We start from the raw sequence: 18370 nt of genomic DNA, 5'->3' as shown, positions 1-18370 counted from the left end.
CCGCGAGTCCCCCGCCAGGGGGATCCACGGTCCCCCCGGGGGCTCGGGTCCCTCTCGCGGGGGAGGCGGGTTCACCCCCGACCGTGACGATCCCACCGCCCGCGATCCCTAGGTTCGACGGCGATGGGGGCGATGATGAGAGCGATACTGGTGATCTTGTGCGCGGTCGGCTTCGCCTGGGGCGGAACGGTTCCGGCGCTCGCGGACGGCGCGCCGGGAGCAGGCGACATCCAGGTCGCGCAGACCATGGGCGACCGCGAGCTGACGGTGGTGCTCCGGCGGGTCGAGCCGGTGCCCGGCCCGGTGCACGTGGACGTGGTGACGCACGTCGGCAGCCCGGCGGGTGACTTGAGGCTGAGGTTGAGCCGCGACGGCACGGCGGTCAGCGAGACGACCGTGCGGCTGACGGCGGAACCCGGCTTCCACACCGGCACGCTGCGGGTGGACGGGCCGGGGCCGTGGGAACTGGCGCTCGACGACGGGCAGCGGGTCGCCACGATCCCGTTCGTGGTGCCCGCGCGGGTGATGTCACCGCCGCAGAACGCGGCCTACGGCGGGTTCGTCGCGGCGGGCGCGCTGATGCTGGTGACGCTCGTGGTGGCGCTGCGCCGCGGCGGCGTCGCCGCGTTCGCGCCCGCGGCGGGTGTGGTCGCGGCGCTGGCCGTGGCGGTCACGGCGGCGCTGCTGTCGTCGTCCGTGCCACCGCCACCCGCTCCGGGCAGCGACCTCGACCCGACGGTGGACAACGTCACCGACCCCTACGCCAACGCGCGGGCCGCCGCGGTGGACCACTCGCGCCCGCCGGTGAACCTGGTCGCCACGGCCGTGGGCGACGACCTCCGGCTGGCCCTGACCGACGGGTCGACCGGACGGCCGGTGGACGACCTGCTGGTGCACGACAACGCGCTGGCCCACCTGGGCGTGGTGTCGCCGAGCGGGAAGCTGTGGCACCTGCACCCGGTGCGGGTCGGGCCGGGCGACTACCGGGCGAAGCTGGTCGCGCCCGAGCCTGGCCGGTACGCGGTGGCCGTCGAGATCGCCCGCCGGGGCGGCGGCAGGCAGCTGCTGCGCACCACGGCCGCGCTGACCGCCTCGGGCACGGCGGTGCCCGCCACCGAGGACGTCGACCTGGACCGGAGGATCGCCGCGGCGGGCTCGCCGAGCACGGTCACCGCCCGGTTCGGTGCCGACGACCTCCAGCCGTGGCTGGGGATGCTCGGCCACATGGTCGTGGTCGGGCCGGTGACCGGGGAGGTCGCGGACGCGCCGGTGTGGGCGCACGTGCACGCCATGACCCCGCCGGCACCGGGGATGCCGGACGAACCGGACGAGAGCGTCGCCGCGTTCGGGCCGGACGTGCCGTTCACCTACACCTTCCCGCTGCCCGGCCGGTACCTCGTGTGGGTGCAGGCCGAGCGCGGCTACGCGGTGCGCACGGTGCCCGCGGTGGTCGACGTCCCGGCGGCCGGGGGTGCGGCTCGATGAGCAGGCGCACGGTCGTCGCGAGCGCGGTGCTGGCGGTGGTGGTCGCGCTGGTGGCGCTGGTGGTCCGCTCGACGGCGGGTGGCGGCGCGACCACCGCGTCCGCCTCCGGTGAGCGGTACACCGTCCGGCTCTCGGTGGAGGACCCGCGCACCGGCCCGAACTCGCTGGGGTTCGAGGTCACCGACCGGTCCGGGGCGCCGGTCCTGCCGGACGAGGTCACCGTCGAACCGGTGATGCCGCAGATGGGGCACGCGCTGGCCCCCGTCACCGCACTACCCGAGGGGCGCGGCCGGTTCCGCGCCCCCGCCGCGGACCTGCCGATGGCCGGTCCGTGGCAGATCACCGTCTCGCTGCACGACGCGAGCGGTGTCGACCACGTCGTTCTTCCGTTGCTGGTGAAGGGATAAGGGGAACCGAACATGGATCTCACCGCGTCGGGGGCCTCCGTGGCCACGACGACCAAGGCCGTGCCGCGCGGGATGACCGCGGCGAGCTTCGTGCTGGGCGGCACCGTGCTGTCGCTGACCGGGCTGACCTGGGACATCCAGTGGCACAACGACGTCGGGCCGGACACGTTCTTCACGCTGCCGCACCTGCTGCTGTACTCGGGCAGCGCGTTCTCCGGCATCGCGAGCCTCGTGGTCGTGCTGGTGACGACGGCCGCGCAGCGCTCGGGCAAGGCGGTGGACCCGATGGTCGGCGGCCGGGCGGTCGCGGTGCTCGGCCGCGCGTTCGCCGCGCCCGTCGGCTACCTGATCTCCGGCATCGGCGCCGCGTCGTTCCTGCTCTACGGCCTGTGGGACCAGTGGTGGCACGGCCTGTACGGGTTCGACGCGACGATCGCGTCGCCGCCGCACATCGGGCTGCTGCTGTCGATCACGATCACGATGGTCGGCGCGGTCATGGTGTTCGCCGTGGCCAGGTCGCGGACCTGGGGCCTGGCGTCGGCGCTGGTCTCGCTGGCGGTGCTGCTGACGTTCAGCACGGTGACCGCGATCGGCCTGTCGGAGATCGACGCCGGGCCGGTGAACACCGTGACGGTGGGCCTGTCGTTCCTGTGCGTGCTCATCGTCGTGATGGGTGCCCGCCTGCTCGACCGTCCGGGCGGGGCGCTCGGCGTCGCGCTCGCGGTGGCCGTGCTCCAGGGCGTGTTCTGGTGGTTCTCGCCGTGGGCGACCGAGGCCTACGCGAACGCGATCGGCCTGCCCATGCGCGACTACGTCGACGGCGTGCCCGCGCTGCCCGCGCTGATGCCGATGAGCCTGCCGCTGGTCGCGGTCCTGGTCGAGGGGCTGCTGGCCCTCGGACGCCGCGACGGCCGGTCGCTGAGGGTGTTCGGGCTGGTCGCGGGCGCGATCGGCGGCCTGCTGGTGGCGGCCGCGGCGCCCGTGCAGAACAACTGGCTGTACGGCAACGGGTTCCCCCCGACCGCGGGGATCGTCGGCACCGCGGTGGCCGGTCTGGTGTTCGGCGCGCTGGGCGGCCTGCTCGGCGTGCGCTTCGGCGGGATGCTGCGGCACCTCGCCCCGGTTCGGGAAGGGCGGTAGCGGCATGAGGAGGACCGTGGTGGCGCTGCTCGGCGTCGTCGGGCTGCTGTTCGGCACGGCGGGCACGGCGCTCGCGTACGAGCCGGTGAACGTCGTGCACACCGAGCGGGTGCAGGCCGGGCCGTACTCGCTGACCGTCGGGTTCAGCACGTGGCCGGTGAAGGCGCTCCAGTCGCTGGACTTCACGTTCGTGCCGGACGGCGGGATCGAGGGCAGGAGCGGCACGCTGTCGGTGTCCAGGCCCGACGGGAAGAGGGCGGGCAGGCCGGACCCGCTGGTGCGGCACCCGCGCAAGCTGGAGGTGTGGGGCCTGGACATCACGGCGCTGCCGGACCCCGGTGACTGGACGTTGGCGTTCGCCGTCGACGGCCCCGACGGACCGGGCACCGGTCGGCTGGTGCTGCCCGTCCAGGAGCAGCCCGGTCCCCCGATGGGGTTGAGTTGGGCGATCAGCACCGTGCCGCTGTTCGGCCTGGTAGCGCTCATCGTGATCGCGTGGCGCAGGACGCGCGAGGACACCTCGGTTTAGTGCTGGGCGGTCTCCTGGGGAACACTGGTGGCGCCCACCCGTCCGGCGGATACCCAGGAGGCCGACCCCCCGTGCGACGCAGGAACATCGCGACGACGCTGGCGGCGCTGGCCCTCGGGGCGATGCTCGCCGCCACCTTCCACCAGGAGGTGGCGCCGAGGCTCGGCCTCCCCGACGTCGCGGCGCCCGCCGGGTCGCGGGACGGCGGGCAGGCCCAGGCGGCGGCCCCGACGGACCCGTGCGCCCCGGTCATCGCTGGCCTGTCGACCCGGCAGCAGCTCGCGCAGCTGCTCCAGGTGGGGGTGAAGCCGGAGAACTCCGAGGACGCGGTGGCGATCGTCACGGCCGAGCAGGTCGGTGGCATCTTCATCGGCGGCGACGCGCCCGGTCTGCTCACCGGGGGCGCGCTGGCGCTGGTCAGGGCCGTGTCGAAGCTGCCGATCACGGTGTCGGTGGACGACGAGGGCGGTCGCGTGCAGCGGATCGACGCCATGGACGGCCCGCTGCCCAGCGCCCGCGCCATGGTCGCCGCGAACTCCCCCGAGCAGGTCCGCGAGCTGGCCAAGACGCGCGGCGGGCAGCTGCGGGCCAGGGGCGTGACGATGGACCTGGCCCCGGTCGTGGACACCAGCGCGCAGGCCGACGACACGGTCATCGGCGACCGGTCCTGGAGCGCGGACCCGGCCGTCGCCCGCGCGTACGCCGCGGCGTTCGCCGCCGGGCTGCGGGACGCCGGGGTCCAACCCGTGCTCAAGCACTTCCCCGGCCACGGCAACGCGAGCGGCGACTCCCACCAGGGTCTGGTCGCCACGCCGCCGCTGGCCGAGCTGAAGACCAACGACCTGGTGCCCTACCAGGACATCCAGTCCTACGGTCCGATCGCCGTGATGGTCGGCCACCTCGACGTGCCCGGCCTGACCGACGGCACGCCCGCCACCCTGAGCCCGGCCGCCTACCAGCTGCTGCGCACGGAGTACGCGTTCGACGGGGTGGTCATGACCGACGACCTCGGCGCGATGAAGGCCGTCACGAACCTGGTCGACCTGCCCGAGGCCGTGCGGCAGGCGCTGGCCGCGGGTGCGGACGTGGCGCTGTGGTCGAACGGCGGCCGGGTCGGCGAGGTGCTGGACGGGCTGGAGCAGGCCCTCGGCAACGGCGGTCTCGCCAAGGAGCGGGTGTCCGACTCGCTGCACCGCGTGCTGAGGTCCAAGGGCGCGTGCTGACCCGCCTCGACGCCCACCGCGCGGCGGCCACGACGCTGACCGGGCTCGACGACGGGGAGCTGGCGGCGCTGCTGGAGGGCGCCACCCCGCTGGGGACGGGCATCGGCGGCACGGCGGCGGCGCTGGACGTCGACGGCGTGCGGGTGTTCGTGAAGAGGGTGCCGCTCACGGACCTGGAGCTGCGGCCGGAGAACGTGCGGTCCACGGCGAACCTGTTCGGGCTGCCGACGTTCTTCCAGTACGGCGTCGGGTCGGCGGGGTTCGGCGCGTGGCGGGAACTGGCCGTCCACGAGAAGACCACGGCGTGGGTGCTGGGCGGCGAGCACGCCGGGTTCCCGCTGCTGCACCACTGGCGGGTGCTGCCCGGCTCGACGCCGCGGGAGGACGACGACGACCTGGAGCGCACCACCGCCTACTGGGGAGGGTCGGCCGGGGTGCGCGCCCGCCTCGAAGCGCTGCGCGACTCGTCGGCGCACCTGGTGCTGTTCCTGGAGTTCCTGCCGCGGACCGTGCACGAGTGGCTGCTGGAGCGGGTCGCCGACGGCGGGCTGGACGCGGCGATCCCGCTGGTGCACCGCGAACTCCTCGCGACCGCGGACTTCCTGCGCTCGCGCGGGGTGCTGCACTTCGACGCGCACTTCAACAACCTCCTGACCGACGGGGAGCGCCTCTACTTCGCCGACTTCGGGCTCGCCATCAGCTCCGACTTCGACCTCTCCCCCGCCGAGCGGGACTTCTTCGCCGCGCACCGCGACTACGACCGCCACTACGTGGTGTCGCACCTGCTCGGCTGGTTCGACCGCAACCTGGACCCGGTGCCCGAACCGGCGGCGGTGCTCGCGCGGCGCTACCGCGCGGTCGCGGACGCGATCGCCCCGTACTACCGGCAGTTGCGGGGCCCCGACCGCGACACCCGCTACCCGAGCGCCGCGCTGGAGCGGGCGTGGGAGTTGCCGGAGGGCCCGTAGCCGGGGAAGGTGTGGCGATGGGAACCTCGGAGGAGCGGGACGGCGTCGCGCTGACCAACCTGGACCAGCCGTTGTTCGACGGGTCCGAGGCGACCAAGCGCGACCTGGTCGACTACCTGGACGCGGTGTCGGACAGGATCGTCCCGGTGCTGGCCGACCGGCCGCTGTCGGTGGTGCGCGTGCGGCCCGGCCAGGCGCCGTTCATGCAGAAGAACCTGCCGAAGTACACCCCGGAGTGGGTGCGCAGGCAGCCGATCTGGGCCGAGGCGTCGAAGCGGGAGATCTCCTACGGCGTGTGCGACGACCGGCGGACGCTGCTGTGGTTCGCGAACCAGCGGGCGGTCGAGTACCACCCGACGCTGTACCCGCGCGACCGGTGGAACCACCCGACGCACCTGGTGCTGGACCTGGACCCGCCGCAGGAGGACGCGTTCCACCTGGCCGTCCGGGCCGCGCACCTCGTGCGGCGGGCGCTCGCCGACTCCGGGCTGGAGGGCGCGGTGAAGACCAGCGGTGCCAAGGGCGTGCACGTGTTCGTGCCGATCGTGGACACGCCCGCGGACGACGTGGCCGCCGCGTGCCGCGCGCTCGCGGCGCGCGCCGAACGGCTGGACCCCGACGTGGCGACGACGGCGTTCATCGTGGACGACCGCGGCGGCAGGGTGTTCCTCGACTCGACCCGCGCGGGCGGCGCCACGGTCGCCGCGGCGTACAGCCCCCGGCTGCGGCCCGGCGCCCCGGTGTCGTTCCCGGTGTCCTGGGACGACCTGGACCGCGTGTCGCCCGCCGACTTCACCCTGAAGACCGCCGCCGGGCTGCTCGGCGACCGCGACCCGTGGGCGGAGTCCATGCCCGAGCCGCTGGCGCTGCCCTCGGACCTGGTCGCCGAGGGCCACACCATCCCCGTCGCCCGCGTGCAGGCGATGCACGAGGGCAAGCGCCGAGCCAAGGCCCGGCGCGGGGAGTAGCGCCTCAGCGCGCCAGCACGTCGGTGTTGTCGACGTGCTGGTCCACCGAGCCCCGCCACGACAGCGCCGCGACCTCCGGGTCGGAGAGGGTGGCGCGCAGGGCGTTCGCGAACCGCTCGGCGTGCAGCACCTGGAACGGCCGGTCGTGGTACGGGCGGGTGGTCGGGTCGACCGGCTCGGTGAGGCCGAGCGCGTTGTGCCGCGCCGCGACCGCCTCGTACGCGCGGGCGAGGTGCCGTTCGCGGTCGCGCCAGCCGGTCGCGGTCACCACCGCCAGCAGGTCCGGCGCTCCCGCGAGACCGGCGTACTGGCTGCCCGCCCACTTGCCGTACAGCGGGTAACGGCGGGCCATGAGCAGGCACAGCCGCATCAGGTCGCGCACCAGCCTGGCCGCCACGACGGCGGAGCCCAGCTCGTCGCCGACCTCGCCGCACCGCCCGACGAACGCCTCCTCCTGCGAGAGCCGCCGCCACTGGCACGCCAGCACGTACCGCCACACCTCGTCCGGGTACCAGCTCAGCCGGGCCCGCGCCACGCGCAGCTCGCCCAGCCCGTCGTGGAAGACCGCGCCCGCGGTGGCCTCGGCCAGCGCCTGGGTGGGCGTGCCCAGCCAGGAGGCGGTGTCGACCGGCCCTCGGGGGTCGAACCCCAGGTGCTCCTCGGCCCAGGCGCTGAACGACAGCACGTCCACGCGGTGGCGCACCGGCCCGTCCGTGGCCTCCATGACCCCGATCGGCCCGTCGCCCGCGAAGTGCGTGGGGTAGCCGAGGAACGTCTTGGGCAGGTGCTCCGACAGCATCCGGCTGATCTCGGCCTCGTCCGCCGTGACGAACAGCTGGAGCCGAGGCCCCCACTCGTGGTCGGCCGACCGGGCCGTGTCGAACCCGAACACCTCCGACCCCTGCCCGATCCGCGCGGACCCGTGCGGCACCGGCCCGAAGTGCTCGTGCAGCAGCGGCCGCACGGCCTCGTCGTAGAACCGGCGCGACAGCTCCAGCCCCGGCACGAAGTCCGTCACCCGGACACCGCCGCGCACGCGGTCCTCGACGCCCGGCGCTCGCGCGCGGGCCTGCTGAACGACACGGTGTTCTCCCCCCGGAGCCGCGGACGCGGCAGCCGCAGTCTGCCGCATCCGCGAACCCCCGCACCACCGCGTCGGCCCGGCCGGACGCGGACGAGGTGCACCCCCTGCACCAGCGACCCGAGGGCCGTGCCGGGCGGCCACGCCGAGGTGTCCCGGCCAGGCCGCGAACAGCGCGGCGCAGGCCGCCCTGCCGACTCAGGAGGGCAGCGGCGCGTGGCTGGGCACGGCCAGCCTGTTCCACGTGTTGATGGTGATGATCGCCCACACCAGCGCCTGGTACTGGGGTTCGGTGAACACGGCCGTCGCGCGGTCGTAGACGTCGTCCGGGACGTCCTGGGTCACCGAGAGCCGGGTGACGGCCTCGGTGAGTTCGAGCGCGGCGCGCTCCTGCTCGGTGAACAGCTCGGTCTCGCGCCACGCGCTGAGCACGTAGAGCCTGCGCGGCTCCTCGCCGCCCTTGACCGCGTCCCTCGTGTGCATGTCGAGGCAGAAGGCGCACCCGTTGAGCTGGGACGCCCTGATCTTGACCAGTTCGAGGAGCGACTTGTCGAGCCCGTGCTCGCGCGCGGCGCGGACGACCTCGCCTTCGAGTGCGATCATGGCCTTGTACGGTCCGGCCAGGCCGGGACTCATCTGGATTCGTTTCGACACGCCTCCGACGGTAGTCCGAACTGGCACACGCGTATGGTCCAGTTCCATGCCGGAAACGTGGTCCAGTTCGGTGGACGCCCACCTGAACTGGACGCCGGGCACGGGCAGCACCGGCCTGGCCGACGCGATCAGGGCCGCCATCCGCGACGGACGCTGGCGGGCGGGGGTCGTGGTCCCCTCGACGCGGGCGCTGGCCCACGACCTCGGGCTCGCGCGCGGCACCGTGACCAGGGTGTACGCCGACCTCGCCGCCGAGGGGTACCTGACCACGAGCCAGGGCGCGCCGACCCGCGTGGCGACGGCGGGCGCGGAGCCGAAGACCGGCCCGCCCGCCGCCGGGCGCGCCCGCGCTCCCCGCTGGTCGCTCGAACCCGGCCGCCCCGACCCGTCCACGTTCCCCCGCGACCAGTGGCTGGCCGCGACCAAGCGTGTCGTGCAGCACGCCCCGAACAGCGCGTTCGACTACGGCGACCCCGCCGGGGCGCTGCCCCTGCGGGAGACGCTGGCGGCCTACCTCGGCCGGGCCAGGGGCGTGCGAGCCGACCCGTCGCGGATCGTCGTCTGCTCGGGCTTCTCGCACGCCATCACCGTGCTGAGCCGCGCCCTGCGCGACCTCGGCCACGGGGAGATGGCTTTCGAGGACCCGTCGTACCCCCTGTTCCGCGAGCTGGCCTCGGCCGGTGGCCAGCGCGTGGTCGGCGTCCCCGTCGACGACGACGGCCTGCGGGTGGCCGAACTCCGGAGCCCGACGGCCGTCGTCACCCCCGCGCACCACTTCCCGCTGGGCGTCACCCTCGCGCCCGCCCGCCGCACGGCGCTGGTCCGCTCCGGCGCGGTCGTCGTCGAGGACGACTACGACGGCGAGTTCCGCTTCGACCGCCAGCAGGTCGGCGCGCTCCAGGCGCTGGCGCCGGAGCAGGTCGTCTACGCGGGCACGGCGGGCAAGACCCTGTCCCCGTCCCTCCGCCTCGGCTGGATGGTCCTCCCGCGCTCCCTGGTCGACCCGGTGCTGGCGGCGGTCGTCGCGAGCGGCGCCCAACCACCGACGCTGAACCAGCTCGTGCTGGCCGACCTCATCTCCTCCGGCGCCTACGACCGCCACGTCCGCCGCTGCCGCCTCGACTACCGGTCCCGCCGCGACCGCCTGGTCGCCGCCCTCCCGCCCCACCTGGAGGTCCGCGGCATCTCGGCGGGCCTGCACCTGGTCGTGCCGCTGTCCCTCGACGCCGAGGCGGACCTGCCCGCGGTGGCCGCCCGCCACTCGCTGGGCGTCGAACCCCTGAGCCCGCTGTGGATCGACCGGTCGGCCCGGCGCGGCGGCGTCGTCGTCGGCTACGGCGCGTCGTCCAAGCCCGCGTTCGGCGGCGCGCTGGCGGCGCTGCTGGCCGTTCTGCACGAGCTGACCGGCTGATTCCGGGTTACGTTGACCCGCATGGCTGGCAAGAGCGGGTCTCCGGCGGTGGAACTGGACGCGGGCGGCCGGACCGTGCGGATCTCCAACCCGGACCGCGTCTACTTCTCCGCGCGCGGGGAGACGAAGCTCGACCTCGCCCGGTACTACCTGGCCGTCGGCGACGGCGTCGTGCGCGCGCTGCGGGAGCGGCCGTGCATGACGCACCGGTTCCCCGACGGCGTCGACGGGGAGAAGGTGCACCAGAAGCGGCTGCCGCACGGGGCGCCGCCGTGGGTGGAGACGGTGCGGGTGGAGTTCCCGCGCTACCACCGGCACGCGGACGAGCTGTGCGTGACGCACGTGGCGGACGTGGTGTGGTCGGTGCAGATGTCGGCGGTGGAGTTCCACCCGTGGAACTCGCGGCGGGCGGACACCGAGAAGCCCGACGAGTGGCGCATCGACCTCGACCCGATGCCGGACTGCGGCTTCGCGACCGTCAAGCGGGTCGCGCACGTGGCGCACGAGGTGCTGGACGAGCTGGGCGCGGTGGGCTGGCCGAAGACGTCCGGCGGCAACGGGCTGCACGTGTACGTGCGGATCCGGCCGGACTGGGGGTTCGCCGACGTGCGGCGGGCCGCGCTGGCGTTCGCCCGCGAGGTCGAGCGGCGGGCACCCGCCGACGTGACGACGACGTGGTGGCGCAAGGACCGCGACCCGTCGAAGCTGTTCGTGGACTACAACCAGAACGCCCGCGACCACACGATCGCCGCCGCGTACTCGGTGCGCGGCAACCCCGAGGGCACGGTGTCCACCCCGATCACGTGGGACGAGGTGGACGACGTGGACCCGCGGGAGTTCACCATCGCCACGGTGCCCGCCCGGTTCGCCTCGCTCGGCGACCCGCACGAGGGCATCGACGACGCGGTGTTCTCGCTGGCCCCGTTGCTGGAGTGGGCCGAGCGCGACGAGCGGGAGGGCGCTGCCGACCCCGGCGGCGCCGACGGCTGACGTCAGGCGAACCCCAAGTTTTGCCGCGAGCCGTGGACCCCGGCGGTCGCGGGAGCCGACCATGTCCCGGCGGCGCGACGAGGCGCCCGAGTCACGAGGAGGTCCTCCTGTGCGAGCCGTACTGGCCGGATCACTGGGCGTCGCGCTGGCCCTTGGTCTCACCCCACCCGCCTCCGCGGCGACCGGTCCGGAGGTCGTCGCGTGCCCGACGGCGCTTCCCGCGGACACCACGTGCTACGGCGGCCAGGACGTCAACGGCGCGTACTACACGATCGCGAAACCCAAGGCGTGGAACGGTTCCCTCGTCGTGCACTCGCACGGCGGCCCCGACCTCGGCGCTCCCGCGCCCACCCGCACGGCCGACGACCTGACCCGCTGGTCGGTCGTGGTCCGCGAGGGCTACCTGTGGGCCGGGTCGTCCTACCGGCGCGGCGGCTACGGCACGCGCATGGCCGTGGCCGACACGGAGAACCTGCGCGAGCTCGTCGTCGCGAAGTTCGGCGAGCCGCGCACGACGTTGCTGCACGGCCAGTCGTGGGGCGGCAACGTGGCCGCGAAGACCGCCGAGGTCCACCCCGGCTCCTACGACGCCGTGCTGCTCACCAGCGGAGTCCTCGCGGGAGGGTCGCGCGGCTACGACTACCGCGTCGACCTGCGCGTGGTCTACCAGTACTACTGCGGCAACCACCCCAGGCCGACCGAGCCGCGGTACCCGCTGTGGCAGGGGCTGCGCCCGGACTCCACGATGACCGGCACGGGCCTGCGGGCGCGGCTGGAGGAGTGCACCGGCATCACGTCGGCCACCCGGACCCCGGTGCAGCAGCGGAACCTGGACGACATCCTCGCGGTCACGCGCATCTCCGAGGGCGCGCTGGCGTCGCACCTGAACTTCGCCACGTTCACGTTCCGCGACATCGTCCACAACCGACTGGGCGGCCGGAACCCGTTCAGCAACAAGGGCGTCCGCTACTCCGGGTCCCACGACGACGCCGCGCTGAACGCGGGCGTGGAGCGCTTCTCCGCCGACCCGTCGGCCGCGCGCGACCTGTCCTACGACAGCGACATCACCGGCACGATCTCCGTGCCGGTGCTCACGGTGCACGCCATCGGCGACCCGACGGCGTTCGTGGAGCACGAGGCGGCGTTCCGCGCGTCCCTGGGGTGGCGGCCGAACCTGGTGCAGACGTTCACGACGGAGACCGAGCACAGCGCGTTGAGCGACTCCGAGTACGCGAGCGCCCTGGAAGCCCTGGTGACGTGGGAGCGCACCGGCCGCAAGCCCACCCCGGCGTCGGTCGCCGCGTCCTGCCCGGCCAACGACGTGAAGTACGGCACGGGCTGCTTCTTCGACCCCGCCTACACCCCCGCGTCCTACGCGTCCCGCGTCAACGCCCGGCCCGGCGGCACCCGCTGGCCCGCGCTGACGCCGCTCCAGTCGTTCCTGTGGGAGCGGCAGGGCGTCCGGGGCATCGCCCCGTGACTCAGCCGCGCAGCCACCACTCCAGCCTGCGGGTGACCCACGGCAGGAGGACGTAGGTCATCACCGGCGTCAGCACCAGCGTCGTGATCATCACCCGCGGCACCACGTTCAGGTCGGCGATCACCTTCCCGAGGGTGAGGGTGGCGAGCAGGTTCAACGGGAAGAACACGATCCAGATGATCGTGGCCTGCTTCCACCTCGGCGGCGCCGACGCCGTGTGCTCGACCAGCTCGCGCTCCACCGGCGGGTCGAACCACCCCTCGATCCCGGTCCGCCGCTCGGTCCGCGTGTGCTCGACCAGGCCCTGCGCGGTGTGCAGCCACCAGCGGCGCTGCGGCGACTCCTCCCACGCCGCCAGCGCCGCGGGGCTCGCGAACCGGTAGAGCATGTGCCACTCCCCCGACCCCTGCCCCGTGCGCACCCAACCACCGCCCAGGTAGCCGTCGAACGTCTGCGCCATCGAGATGCCCGCCTGCACCCAGGCGTGCATCTCGGTCTGGTGCGCGGGGTCGGCCTGCCGGGTGATCGCCACCGTCACCGGGCTGCCGGGAGTACCGGTCATGCGGGTCAGCGTGCCGGCAGGACCCCGGTTCCACCCGCTGCGCCACCCCCGCCACGACCACCGTCACCCGGACGCGGGCCGACGTCCCGCACCCGCCGCGGAACGTCGGCCCGGCCCTGCCGACTCACCTGGGCTCGTAGGCCAGGTTGGGGCGCAGCCAGCGTTCGACCTCGGCGACCGGCATCCCGCGCCGCACCGCGTAGTCCTCGATCTGGTCCTTCCCCAGCCGCCCCACGGTGAAGTACCGCGACGCCTCGTGGGCGAAGATCAGCCCGCTCACGCTCGCCGCGGGCGTCATGGCGTAGGACGTGGTCAGGCCCATCCCCAGCGACTCGGCGTCGAGCAGGTCGAACAGCTCCACCTTCTCGCTGTGGTCCGGCGAGGCCGGGTACCCCAGCGCGGGCCGGATGCCGCGGAAGCGCTCGGCGTGCAGGTCGGCCAGCTCCGGCCGGGCGTCCGGCTCGAACCAGTTCCGCCGCGCCTCCAGGTGGATGTACTCGGCGAACGCCTCGGCCAGCCGGTCGGCCAGCGCCTTGACCATGATGGCCCGGTAGTCGTCCTGCCGGGCCTCGTAGGAGGCCGCCAGCGCCTCCGCCCCGTGGATCGCCACGGCGAAGCCGCCGATGTGGTCGCCCTCGGGCGCGATGTAGTCGGACAGGCACCGGTTCGGGCGGCTCAGCGGCTTCACGGTCTGCTGCCGGAGCATCGGGAAGCTCGGGCCGCCCTCCAGGACGATGTCGTCCCCGGAGGAGTGCGCGGGCCAGTACCCGTACGCGCCACGGGCCTGGAACGACCCGTCGGCGATGATCTGGTCGAGCAGCTCGTTGGCGTCGTCGAACAGCTCCCGCGCCACCGGCTGCTCCAGGATCGCCGGGTACTTGCCCTTCAGCTCCCACGCCAGGAACAGGAACTGCCAGTCGACCATGTCGCGCAACGCCGCCAGGTCCGGTTCCACCAGGCGCAGGCCGGTGAACGCGGGCACGGGCAGCTCGCCGAACTCGACCACCTCGCGGTTCGCGCGGGCCTCGGCCAGCGACAGCATCGGCTGCCGCTTCTTGCTCTCGTGCTGCTCCCGCAGGGTCTGCTGGTCCGCGCGGTTGCTCACCGCGAGCGCTTCGGCGCGGTCGTGGTCGAGCAGGTCCGAGACGACGCCGACGACACGGGACGCGTCGAGCACGTGCACGGTGGTCTGCTCGTAGGCCGGGGCGATGCGGACGGCGGTGTGCTGGCGGGACGTGGTCGCACCGCCGATGAGCAGCGGCAGCTTCAGGCCGCGGCGCTCCATCTCCTTGGCGACGGTGACCATCTCGTCCAGCGACGGCGTGATCAACCCGGACAGCCCCACCGCGTCGGCGTTCTCGGCGACGGCGGTGTCCAGGATGACGGACGCGGGCACCATCACGCCGAGGTCGATGACCTCGTAGTTGTTGCAGCCCAGCACGACGCCGACGATGTTCTTGCCGATGTCGTGGACGTCGCCCTTCACCGTCGCGAGCACGACCTTGCCCTGCCCGCGGCTGACCTCCGCCCGGCCCTCCTGGCGGGCCAACTCCTTCTCGGCCTCCATGAACGGCTCCAGGTACGCGACGGAGCGCTTCATCACGCGCGCGCTCTTCACCACCTGCGGCAGGAACATCTTCCCGGCGCCGAACAGGTCGCCGACGATCTTCATGCCGTCCATCAGCGGGCCCTCGATCACCTGGAGCGGCCGGTCCATGATCAGCCGGGCCTCCTCGGTGTCGGCCTCGATGAAGTCGACGATGCCGTGCACCAGCGCGTGCGCGAGCCGCTCCTCCACCGGGGCCTCGCGCCAGGCCAGGTCGACGACCCGCTTGGTGCCCGCCCCCTTGACGTTCTCGGCGAACGACACCAGCCGGTCCGTCGCGTCCTCGCGGCGGTCGAACAGCACGTCCTCGACCAGCTCCAGCAGGTCCGGCGGGATGTCCTGGTAGACCGCGAGCTGACCGGCGTTGACGATGCCCATGTCCAGCCCGGCCCGCACGGCGTGGAACAGGAACGCCGAGTGCATGGCCTCGCGCACGACGTCGTTGCCGCGGAAGGAGAACGACAGGTTCGAGATGCCGCCGCTGATGTGCGCGCCCGGACACCGCTGCTTGATCAGCGGCAACGCGTCGATGAACGCCTTGGCGTACCCGTTGTGCTCGGCGATGCCGGTCGCGACCGCGAGGACGTTCGGGTCGAACACGATGTCCTCGGCCGGGAACCCGGCCTGCCGCGTCAGCAGGTCGTAGGCGCGGCCGCAGATGGCCACCTTGCGCTCGGTCGTGTCGGCCTGGCCCTGCTCGTCGAACGCCATCACGACGACACCGGCGCCGTAGTCGCGGATCCGCCGGGCCTGCTCCAGGAACGGCTCCTCGCCCTCCTTGAGGCTGATCGAGTTCACGACCCCCTTGCCCTGCACGCACTTCAGGCCCGCTTCGAGCACGCTCCACCGCGAGCTGTCGATCATCACGGGGATGCGCGCGACCTCGGGCTCGGTCGCGATGAGGTTGAGGAACGTGGTCATCGCCTGCTCGCTGTCGAGCAGGTCGGCGTCCATGTTGACGTCCAGCAGGTTCGCGCCGCCGCGCACCTGCTCCAGCGCCACGTCCACGGCGGCCTGGTGGTTGTCGCCCTCGATGAGGCGGCGGAACTTCGCCGAGCCGGTCACGTTCGTGCGCTCGCCGATCATCACGAACCCGGTGTCCGGGCCGATCGAGAACGGTTCGAGGCCGCTGAACCGGGTGCGCGCCCGCGCGGGCGGCACGACGCGCGGCGCCAGACCGGAGACCGCCCGCGCGATCTTCTCGATGTGCGCGGGGGTGGTGCCGCAGCAGCCACCGGCGATGTTGACCATGCCCTGCTCGGCGAAGTCCTCGAGCAGCGCGGCGGTCTCGTCCGGGGTCTGGTCGTAGCCGCCGAACGCGTTGGGCAGGCCGGCGTTGGGGTGGCAGGCCGTGTAGGTGTCGGCGAACCGGGCCAGCTCGGTGACGTGCGGTCGCATCTCCTCGGCGCCCAGCGAGCAGTTCACGCCGACCACCAGCGGCTTCGCGTGCTCGACCGCGCTCCAGAACGCCTCGACCGTCTGGCCGGACAGCGTGCGCCCGGAGAGGTCGACGATCGTCACCGAGATCCACAGCGGCAGGTCGGGCGCGACCTCGCGGGCCGCGGCGATGGCCGCCTTGGCGTTGAGGGTGTCGAAGACGGTCTCGACCAGCAGCAGGTCGACGCCGCCCTCGACGAGCCCGGAGATCTGCTCCGCGTAGGTGTCGCGCACCTGGTCGAACGACACGGCGCGGTAGGCCGGGTCCTCCACCCTCGGTGACAGCGACAGGGTCACGTTCAGCGGGCCGATCGACCCGGCGACGAACCGGCCGCCGAACTCGTCGGCGGCCTGGCGGGCGAGCCGCGCGCCCTCCACGTTCATGTCCCGCACCAGGCCCTGGAGGCCGTAGTCGGCCTGGCCGATGCTGGTCGCGGTGAACGTGTTGGTCGTCGTGATGTCCGCGCCCGCGGCGAGGTACTGCCGGTGGACGTCGAGGATGACGTCCGGGCGGGTCAGGTTCAGCAGGTCGGGGTCGCCGGTCACGTCGTGCGTGTGGTTCTGGAACCGGTCCGCCTTGTAATCGGCCTCGGTGAGCCCGGCGCCCTGGAGCATGGTGCCCCACGCGCCGTCGAGCACCGCGATCCGACGATCCAGCAGGTCACGCAGTTCGCTCACGGGCAGCCTCCACGGTGGTGTGGAGGCGCCCTTGCTTCACCGGAGGACGGGCCGAGCGTGGCGGACCGTGGTCCGTTGCAGCGCCTCTCGACCCTGACCCGAGATTACCGGAACCGGCGGTAGATTGCGGCGGTGGACCAGATCGTGGACATCTACACCGACGGCGCCTGCTGGACGAACCCCGGACCCGGTGGTTGGGGTGCCGTGCTGCGCTACGGCGAGCACGAGAAGGAGCTGTGCGGCGGCGAGGCGACGGAGACCACGAACAACCGGATGGAGCTGACCGCGCCCATCCGCGCGCTGGACCACCTCACGCGGCCGGTGACCGTGCGGTTGTTCACCGACAGCACGTACGTGCGCAACGGCATCACCGCGTGGATCCCCAAGTGGAAGGCCAACGGCTGGCTGACCGCGGCCAAGCAGCCGGTGAAGAACGCCGACCTGTGGGTGCTGCTGGAGAAGGCCGTGGAGCGGCACACCGTCGAGTGGCGGTGGGTCAAGGGCCACGCGGGCGACCCCGGCAACGAGCACGCCGACCGCCTCGCGCTGCGCGGTCTGGAGGAGGCCCTGCGCGCGGCGGGCCACGACCCGGCGACGTACCGGTCGGCGGTCGGGTAAACCGCTTGGCCCGGCCGCGGCGGCGCTGCGATGATCCCGGCCGTGGCCGCCCTCCCCGCACGTGACGGAACGACCCTCGCCTACGCCGAGGTCGGCGACGGCCCGCCGCTGGTGTGCCTGCCGGGCGGCCCGATGCAGGACGCGGCCTACCTCGGTGGCCTGGGCGGCCTGTCCGCGCGGCACCGGCTCGTCCTGCTCGACCCGCGCGGCACCGGCGGCTCCGGCACGCCCGCCGACCCCGCGTCCTACCGCTGCGACCGACAGGTGGACGACGTCGAGGCGCTGCGCGAGCACCTCGGTCCGGAGCGGATCGACCTGCTCGCCCACTCCGCGGGCGCGAACCTCGCCGTCCTGTACGCGACCGCCCACCCGGACCGGGTGAGCAGGCTCGTCCTCGTCACGCCGAGCACGTTCGCCGTCGGCCTCACCACCACCGCCGACCACCGCCGCGAGGTGCTGCGGCGGCGCGCGGACGACCCGGGGCACGCGGGCGTCTCGGCCGCTTTCGAGGCCATCGTCGCCGGTGAGGGCTCGGACTGGGACGCGCTGGTCCCGTTCACCTACGGCCGCTGGGACGCCGCGGCCAGGGCGCACCACGCCGCCCAGGCCGGCCACCGCAACACCGAGGCCGCCGCCGCGTTCGGCGCGGAGGGCGCCTACGCCCCGGAGACGACGCGCGCCGCCCTCGCCGCGTTCACGGCACCGGTGCTGCTGCTGGCGGGCGACCTCGACATGTCCGTCCCGCCGCAGGTCGTGGCCGCGTTCGCGGACCTGTTCCCGACGAGCGCCCTGCACGTCCAGTCCGGCGCGGGCCACTTCCCGTGGCTCGACGACCCGGCGAGGTTCACCGCGACCGTCACGGCGTTCCTAGCCGAGCGGCCTGCGTGACCAGGTAGTTGCGCCTACTGGGTCCGCCCGTCTATTCGGGTGAACGAGGTATCCACCGCCACTGATCACTGACTTGCCTCCTGTGGACGTCGCCCGTCTAGAGGGGAATCGCACATGGGTCCGTTGCTCGCCCGTGGCCGCACAACCGCACCAGGCGGTGCACGATGACGCCCTTCAGCCAGCACGCGGAGGCCAGCGAGCACAGCTCGATCCTCCAAGCGGGTGGCGACATCGTTCAGAACATC

Annotated in this window: 16 protein-coding genes and 1 riboswitch; of the genes, 12 read left to right on the top strand and 4 right to left on the bottom strand. The window is 73.4% G+C overall.

Annotated elements, in window-relative coordinates; genetic code table 11:
* Positions 1–135 precede the first annotated feature (135 nt).
* The 7 genes from AC156L_RS42180 (at position 136) to AC156L_RS42150 (ending at position 6720) form a co-directional block, all read left to right on the top strand.
* Positions 136–1485 (top strand): hypothetical protein, encoded by a 1350-nt coding sequence (locus tag AC156L_RS42180; protein ID WP_414720034.1) that lies wholly within the window; start codon positions 136–138, stop codon positions 1483–1485.
* The gene (locus AC156L_RS42175) at positions 1482–1892 is read left to right on the top strand and encodes a FixH family protein (RefSeq protein ID WP_330879021.1); all 411 of its coding nucleotides are present in this window, start codon (positions 1482–1484) and stop codon (positions 1890–1892) included. The genes AC156L_RS42180 and AC156L_RS42175 overlap by 4 nt, the downstream gene beginning before the upstream one ends.
* A 12-nt stretch (positions 1893–1904) precedes the next feature.
* Complete coding sequence (locus AC156L_RS42170) at positions 1905–3032, top strand: hypothetical protein (protein ID WP_330879020.1); 1128 nt, start codon at positions 1905–1907, stop codon at positions 3030–3032.
* A 4-nt stretch (positions 3033–3036) separates the two neighbouring features.
* Positions 3037–3561, top strand: coding sequence for a hypothetical protein (locus AC156L_RS42165; RefSeq protein ID WP_330879019.1), 525 nt, complete (start codon positions 3037–3039; stop codon positions 3559–3561).
* A 122-nt stretch (positions 3562–3683) separates the two neighbouring features.
* The gene (locus tag AC156L_RS42160; protein WP_414720036.1) at positions 3684–4784 is read left to right on the top strand and encodes a glycoside hydrolase family 3 N-terminal domain-containing protein; all 1101 of its coding nucleotides are present in this window, start codon (positions 3684–3686) and stop codon (positions 4782–4784) included.
* Complete coding sequence (locus AC156L_RS42155) at positions 4778–5752, top strand: aminoglycoside phosphotransferase family protein (protein WP_330879017.1); 975 nt, start codon at positions 4778–4780, stop codon at positions 5750–5752. The genes AC156L_RS42160 and AC156L_RS42155 overlap by 7 nt, the downstream gene beginning before the upstream one ends.
* Before the next feature lie 17 nt (positions 5753–5769).
* Positions 5770–6720 carry a DNA polymerase domain-containing protein gene (locus AC156L_RS42150; protein ID WP_330879016.1) on the top strand — a complete coding sequence of 317 codons (951 nt, stop codon included), beginning with the start codon at positions 5770–5772 and terminating at the stop codon, positions 6718–6720.
* Positions 6721–6724: 4 nt separating this feature from the next.
* Here AC156L_RS42150 and AC156L_RS42145 read toward each other — a convergent pair whose 3' ends face one another.
* Positions 6725–7738: a DUF4037 domain-containing protein gene (locus tag AC156L_RS42145; RefSeq protein WP_330879014.1), complete on the bottom strand. Its 1014-nt coding sequence runs from the start codon at positions 7736–7738 to the stop codon at positions 6725–6727.
* 261 nt (positions 7739–7999) lie between these two features.
* Positions 8000–8455, bottom strand: coding sequence for a carboxymuconolactone decarboxylase family protein (locus AC156L_RS42140; RefSeq protein ID WP_330879013.1), 456 nt, complete (start codon positions 8453–8455; stop codon positions 8000–8002).
* A 46-nt stretch (positions 8456–8501) separates the two neighbouring features.
* On the opposite strand from AC156L_RS42140, the gene pdxR reads away from it, so the two are divergent.
* From pdxR to AC156L_RS42125, 3 genes are all read left to right on the top strand, one after another.
* Positions 8502–9866 carry a MocR-like pyridoxine biosynthesis transcription factor PdxR gene (gene pdxR / locus AC156L_RS42135; RefSeq protein WP_330879012.1) on the top strand — a complete coding sequence of 455 codons (1365 nt, stop codon included), beginning with the start codon at positions 8502–8504 and terminating at the stop codon, positions 9864–9866.
* Between the two features lie 21 nt (positions 9867–9887).
* A complete protein-coding gene (ligD, locus tag AC156L_RS42130; RefSeq protein WP_330879011.1) occupies positions 9888–10856 on the top strand; it encodes a non-homologous end-joining DNA ligase in 969 nt (322 codons plus the stop codon).
* Positions 10857–10965: 109 nt separating this feature from the next.
* Positions 10966–12336 (top strand): DUF6351 family protein, encoded by a 1371-nt coding sequence (locus AC156L_RS42125; RefSeq protein WP_330879010.1) that lies wholly within the window; start codon positions 10966–10968, stop codon positions 12334–12336.
* Position 12337: 1 nt separating this feature from the next.
* Here AC156L_RS42125 and AC156L_RS42120 read toward each other — a convergent pair whose 3' ends face one another.
* Positions 12338–12898, bottom strand: coding sequence for an antibiotic biosynthesis monooxygenase (locus AC156L_RS42120; protein ID WP_330879009.1), 561 nt, complete (start codon positions 12896–12898; stop codon positions 12338–12340).
* Between the two features lie 124 nt (positions 12899–13022).
* Positions 13023–16619 carry a methionine synthase gene (gene metH / locus AC156L_RS42115; RefSeq protein WP_414720033.1) on the bottom strand — a complete coding sequence of 1199 codons (3597 nt, stop codon included), beginning with the start codon at positions 16617–16619 and terminating at the stop codon, positions 13023–13025.
* Positions 16620–16635: 16 nt separating this feature from the next.
* Positions 16636–16714: riboswitch (S-adenosyl-L-homocysteine riboswitch) on the bottom strand.
* A 37-nt stretch (positions 16715–16751) separates the two neighbouring features.
* Here metH and rnhA point away from each other — a divergent pair.
* Positions 16752–17237 (top strand): ribonuclease HI, encoded by a 486-nt coding sequence (gene rnhA, locus AC156L_RS42110; RefSeq protein ID WP_330879008.1) that lies wholly within the window; start codon positions 16752–16754, stop codon positions 17235–17237.
* Between the two features lie 42 nt (positions 17238–17279).
* On the top strand, positions 17280–18125 hold the full coding sequence (locus AC156L_RS42105) for an alpha/beta fold hydrolase (protein WP_330879007.1): 846 nt from the start codon (positions 17280–17282) through the stop codon (positions 18123–18125).
* The last annotated feature ends 245 nt before the right edge of the window (positions 18126–18370 follow it).

It is taken from the genome of Umezawaea sp. (assembly GCF_057122925.1).
The sequence above is the reverse complement of the archived record's forward strand: the minus strand, read 5'-3'. Positions and strand labels throughout refer to the sequence as shown.

Excerpts from the sequence above, each read along its gene's own strand:
- AC156L_RS42150 (WP_330879016.1), top strand. The coding sequence starts at position 5,770 with ATGGGAACCTCGGAGGAGCGGGACGGCGTCGCGCTGACCAACCTGGAC.
- AC156L_RS42180 (WP_414720034.1), top strand. The coding sequence starts at position 136 with ATGAGAGCGATACTGGTGATCTTGTGCGCGGTCGGCTTCGCCTGGGGC.
- AC156L_RS42120 (WP_330879009.1), bottom strand. The coding sequence starts at position 12,898 with ATGACCGGTACTCCCGGCAGCCCGGTGACGGTGGCGATCACCCGGCAG.
- ligD (WP_330879011.1), top strand. The coding sequence starts at position 9,888 with ATGGCTGGCAAGAGCGGGTCTCCGGCGGTGGAACTGGACGCGGGCGGC.
- AC156L_RS42160 (WP_414720036.1), top strand. The coding sequence starts at position 3,684 with ATGCTCGCCGCCACCTTCCACCAGGAGGTGGCGCCGAGGCTCGGCCTC.
- AC156L_RS42175 (WP_330879021.1), top strand. The coding sequence starts at position 1,482 with ATGAGCAGGCGCACGGTCGTCGCGAGCGCGGTGCTGGCGGTGGTGGTC.
- pdxR (WP_330879012.1), top strand. The coding sequence starts at position 8,502 with ATGCCGGAAACGTGGTCCAGTTCGGTGGACGCCCACCTGAACTGGACG.
- AC156L_RS42170 (WP_330879020.1), top strand. The coding sequence starts at position 1,905 with ATGGATCTCACCGCGTCGGGGGCCTCCGTGGCCACGACGACCAAGGCC.
- AC156L_RS42165 (WP_330879019.1), top strand. The coding sequence starts at position 3,037 with ATGAGGAGGACCGTGGTGGCGCTGCTCGGCGTCGTCGGGCTGCTGTTC.